The sequence below is a fragment of the Deltaproteobacteria bacterium genome, from assembly GCA_011375175.1.
Classification (GTDB): domain Bacteria; phylum Desulfobacterota; class GWC2-55-46; order GWC2-55-46; family DRME01; genus DRME01.
This window is the reverse complement of the sequence record DRME01000122.1, coordinates 1-4,279: the sequence shown is the minus strand read 5'-3', so window position 1 is coordinate 4,279 and position 4,279 is coordinate 1. Positions and strand designations below refer to the sequence as shown.

At 65.0% G+C, this 4,279-nt stretch carries 3 protein-coding genes; all 3 read left to right on the top strand.

From position 1 onward, the window contains the following. The first annotated feature begins 50 nt into the window (after window positions 1–50). The 3 genes from ENJ37_09880 to ENJ37_09870 are packed head-to-tail and all read left to right on the top strand — an operon-like array spanning window position 51 to window position 3,989. The gene (locus ENJ37_09880) at window positions 51–2,492 is read left to right on the top strand and encodes an ATP-dependent protease (protein HHL40804.1); all 2,442 of its coding nucleotides are present in this window, start codon (window positions 51–53) and stop codon (window positions 2,490–2,492) included. After that, window positions 2,489–3,181, top strand: coding sequence for a radical SAM protein (locus tag ENJ37_09875; GenBank protein HHL40803.1), 693 nt, complete (start codon window positions 2,489–2,491; stop codon window positions 3,179–3,181). Before ENJ37_09880 ends, ENJ37_09875 begins: the two co-directional genes overlap by 4 nt. A 10-nt stretch (window positions 3,182–3,191) precedes the next feature. Beyond that, a complete protein-coding gene (locus ENJ37_09870) occupies window positions 3,192–3,989 on the top strand; it encodes a hypothetical protein (GenBank protein ID HHL40802.1) in 798 nt (265 codons plus the stop codon). Window positions 3,990–4,279: the final 290 nt, after the last annotated feature.

Here is a 4,279-nt window from a genome sequence, read left to right as displayed (position 1 = left end):
GCTGTGACGTCCCCGGGGCCGCACTTTCAGGAAGGAGGAGAGGGCCGCTTATGTCAAAGCCGAGACGACTCGAGCCGGAAGAGCTTGCCTGGAGCTGCGGGACCGAGAGGTTCCGGTTCGAGACGACCGACGACATCGAGCCCCTTGCAGGGATAATCGGCCAGGAGAGGGCCCTGCGTTCGCTCGATTTCGGTCTCGACCTCGAAAACCACGGCTACAACATCTACGTGCTCGGCGAGAGGGGAACGGGCCGCGAGTCGACGGTGAGGGCCATGCTCGAGAAGAAGGCCGCCTCCGAGAAGGTGCCCGACGACTGGTGCTACGTCAACAACTTCAGCGACCCGGACAGGCCGATTGCGCTTCGCTTTCCCCCGGGCGAGGGGAGCGGGTTCAAGGCCGCCATGGAGAGCCTCATAGCGGCGCTGCGGCGCGACATACCGAGCGTTTTCGAGAGCAAGGACTACGAGCGCCACCGCGACGAGGTGCTCGAGGGCCAGCAGGAGAGGACGAAGTCGGTCATCGAGCGGCTCGAAAAACTCGCCGAGAGCAAGGGCTTCGTCCTCAAGAAGAGCTCGAGCGGCCTCGCCGTGCTCCCGGCCGGCAAGGACGGCGAGCCGATGAAGCAGGAGGAGTACGAGGCCCTGCCGCGCGAGAAGAAGGAAGGCGTCGAGGCGACGATGGCCTTTCTCCAGGACAGGCTCGGCGACGCCATACGCGAGGTCAAGCGCATAGAGCGCGAGACGAGGGAAAGGCTCGAGGAGCTGGACCGCGAGGTGGTCCGCTACGTGGTCAACCCCCTCTTCGCCGATCTCGAAGGCAAGTACCGGGAGCGGCCGGAGGTGGTCGCCTACCTCGAGGCGGCCAAGGAGGACGTGCTCGGCAACATCGACGACTTCAGACCAAAGGAGGAGCTGAGCCTGCCCATCCCCGGGCTCAAGCTCCAGCGGCCCGAGCCGAGCTTCGGCCGCTACCAGGTGAACCTCTTCGTCAACAACGGCGGGACAGAGGGCGCCCCCGTGGTCTTCGAGACCAATCCCACCTACTCGAATCTCTTCGGCAAGCTCGAGTACCGCTTCCAGTTCGGCGTGGCCAGCACGGACTTCACCATGATAAAGGCGGGCGCCGTGCACCGCGCAAACGGCGGATACCTCGTCGTCCACGCCCTCGACATGCTGCGCAACATCTTCGTCTACGACTCGCTCAAGCGCCTCATAAAGAGCCGCGAGGCGCGGATCGAGGACGTGTGGGAACAGTACCGCCTCGTCTCGGCCTCGACGCTCAAGCCGGCGCCCATCCCCGTGGACATCAAGATAGTCGTCATCGGCGAACCATACATATACTACCTCCTCTACAACCTCGACGACGAATACAAGAAGCTCTTCAAGGTGAAGGCCGACTTCGACACGGTCATGGACCGCACGGACGAGAACATCGACAAGTACGCCGCCTTCGTGGCCGCCTGCTGCAGGGCCGAGGAGCTTCCGCCCTTCACGGCGGGCGCCGTTGCCAGGGTGGTGGAGCATGGCTGCCGCCTCGCCGGCGACAAGGAGAAGCTCTCGGCGCGCTTCAACGAGGTGCAGAACCTCGTGGTCGAGGCCGGCTACTGGGCCGGGAGGGCCGGGGCCGGGCGGGTAGAGGCCCACCACGTGGACCGGGCCCGCAGCGAGAAGGTCTACCGTGACTCCAAGATCGAGGACAAGCTGCGCGAGTACATAAAGGACGACACCATAATGGTCTCCACCGAGGGGAGCGTGGTGGGCCAGGTCAACGGCATAGCCGTCCTGGACCTCGGCGACTACCGCTTCGGCAAGCCCTCGCGCATAACGACCAAGACCTTCATGGGAGACTCCGGAGTGGTCAACATAGAGCGCGAGGTCAAGATGAGCGGCCGCATCCACAACAAGGCGCTCATGATCCTCACAAGCTACCTGGGCGAGAAGTTCGCCCGCGACTTCCCCCTCACCCTCTCGGCCTCGGTCTGTTTCGAGCAGCTCTACGAGGAGGTCGAGGGCGACAGCGCCACCTGCACCGAGGTCTACGCCCTGGTATCGAGCCTCGCGGGCGTGGGACTCGCCCAGGGCATCGCCGTCACGGGCTCCATGAACCAGCGCGGCGAGGTCCAGCCGGTCGGCGGGATAAACGAGAAGATAGAGGGATTCTTCGACGTGTGCAGGGTCAAGGGGCTTACCGGCGGCCAGGGGGTCATAATCCCCCGGAGAAACGTCCGTAACCTCATGCTCAGAAGCGACGTCGTCGAGGCCGTGCGCCGCGGCGAGTTCTCCATCTACCCCGTGGCCTATGTGGACGAGGGGCTTGAGATCCTCACCGGCATGGAGGCCGGCGAGCGCGGTCCCGACGGCGCGTTCCCCGAGGGCTCGGTAAACAGGCTCGTCGAGGATAGGCTGAGGGAGCTTGCCCTGGGCTACAAGGCCTTCGGCCGCCCCCGCCGCTCCGCCGGCGAGGGCGAGGGAGACGACAACAACAGCGGTTGACGCGACGGGCGGGACCGTCCCGTCGCCGGGGAGGTCCGCCGAAAGGAAGCCGGTCCGTGCTCGTAAGCGAGATATTCCTGAGCATACAGGGGGAGAGCACCTACGTGGGGCTGCCCTGCATATTCGTGCGCCTTGCGGGCTGCAACCTGAGCTGCGACTGGTGCGACACGACCTATGCCGCCAGCGGCGACGGCGCCGCCAGGCGGCTCACCGTCGACGAGGTGATGGAGGAGGTCGGCAGGTTCGACTGCGGGCTCGTCGAGGTGACGGGCGGCGAGCCCCTCATGCAGGATGAGACGAGGCCGCTCGTGACGAGGCTTCTCGCCGCGGGCTACCATGTCCTCCTGGAGACCAACGGCTCGCTGAGCCTGCGCGGCATCGAGCCCGAGGTGGTGAAGATCGTGGACGTCAAGTGCCCTTCGAGCGGCCAGCAGGGGACCTTCCTCATGGATAACATGGAGTTCATAGACGCGGACGACGAGATCAAGTTCGTCATCGCCGACAGGGCCGACTACGAATACGCCCGCTCCCTCCTCCCCGCCTTCAGGGAGAGGACCCGCAACGTGCTCTTCGCGCCCGTAAAGTCGAAGCTCGAGGCGAGGAAGCTCGCCGACTGGATACTGGAGGATTCCCTCGACGTGAGGCTCCAGCTCCAGATACACACCTATATCTGGTCCGAGCGCCGCTGAGTCCGTTGCCGTGGTCCGCTCCCTCATCATCTCGTCGGCGCTGCTCTACGCGGCGGCCCTCGTAACGGTCCTGCTCCACCACCTGCGCGGGGGCCCGCGCCTTGAGAGGTCTTCAAGGCTCGCGCTCACGGCGGGGCTTGCGGTCCATACGGCGGCCCTGGGGCTTCGGAGCTGGGAGGGCGGACATGCCCCCATGGCGAGCATGTTCGAGACGCTGCTCTTCTACAGCTGGTCGACCGTGCTGGTGAGCGCCGTCGTCGTCTACCGCTACTCGGAGCGCTACACCGAGCTCATAACGCTTCCCGTCGCCCTGCTGGCGCTCTTTTTCGCCGCCGCCAACGAGACTCCGGCGCGGCCGCTGACCCTCGTGCTGCGCACCCGCTGGTTCGAGACGCACGTGACGGCCTCGTTCGCCGCCTACGCCTTCTTTACACTCGCCTTCGCCGGGGCCGTCCTCTACCTCGTCTTCGGCCGCTTCCACTTCGGAGGGGGCGAACGCGAGCGCCTGAGACGGGACTTCCAGGAGATAGCCCGCTCGGCCGTGCTCTGGGGGTTCTTCTTCTTCTCGGCCTCCATGTTCGCCGGGGCCGTCTGGGCCTATCTCGCCTGGGGCACCTACTGGCTCTGGGAGCCCAAGGTCATATGGTCCTTCATAGTCTGGTTCTACTACGCCGGGGCCATGCACGCCTGGTACGTTGCCAGGTGGCGGGGCACGGGACTGGCCGTGGCCACCGTGGTCGGCTTCTTCGTCGTGCTCTTCACCTATCTCGGCGTGAGCCTGCTCATGAAGAGCAGCCACAGCTTTTGAGAGATGCCCCATCGTATGTTATTCGGCTCTTCGGCTGCACCGGTGGTTCGGTCCGCGCCAGGCGGGATTTTTTTACGCCTTTGCGGCCCGAACCCCCGGTACAGCCCCCCGCGAGGCAGCCGGCGCGGGCAGCAGGCCCCCTTCAAAAACATCAACGCCCTGCGGATCATCCCGATCTTGCTTGTAAGACCGGGACGATCCGCAGGGGATTAAAAGTCTTTGAAGGGGGTCCGGGGGAAACTTTCTACAGAAAGTTTCCCCCCTGCCCCTCGTATGTTATTCGGCTCTTC

Excerpts from the sequence above, each read along its gene's own strand:
- ENJ37_09880 (HHL40804.1), top strand. The coding sequence starts at position 51 with ATGTCAAAGCCGAGACGACTCGAGCCGGAAGAGCTTGCCTGGAGCTGC.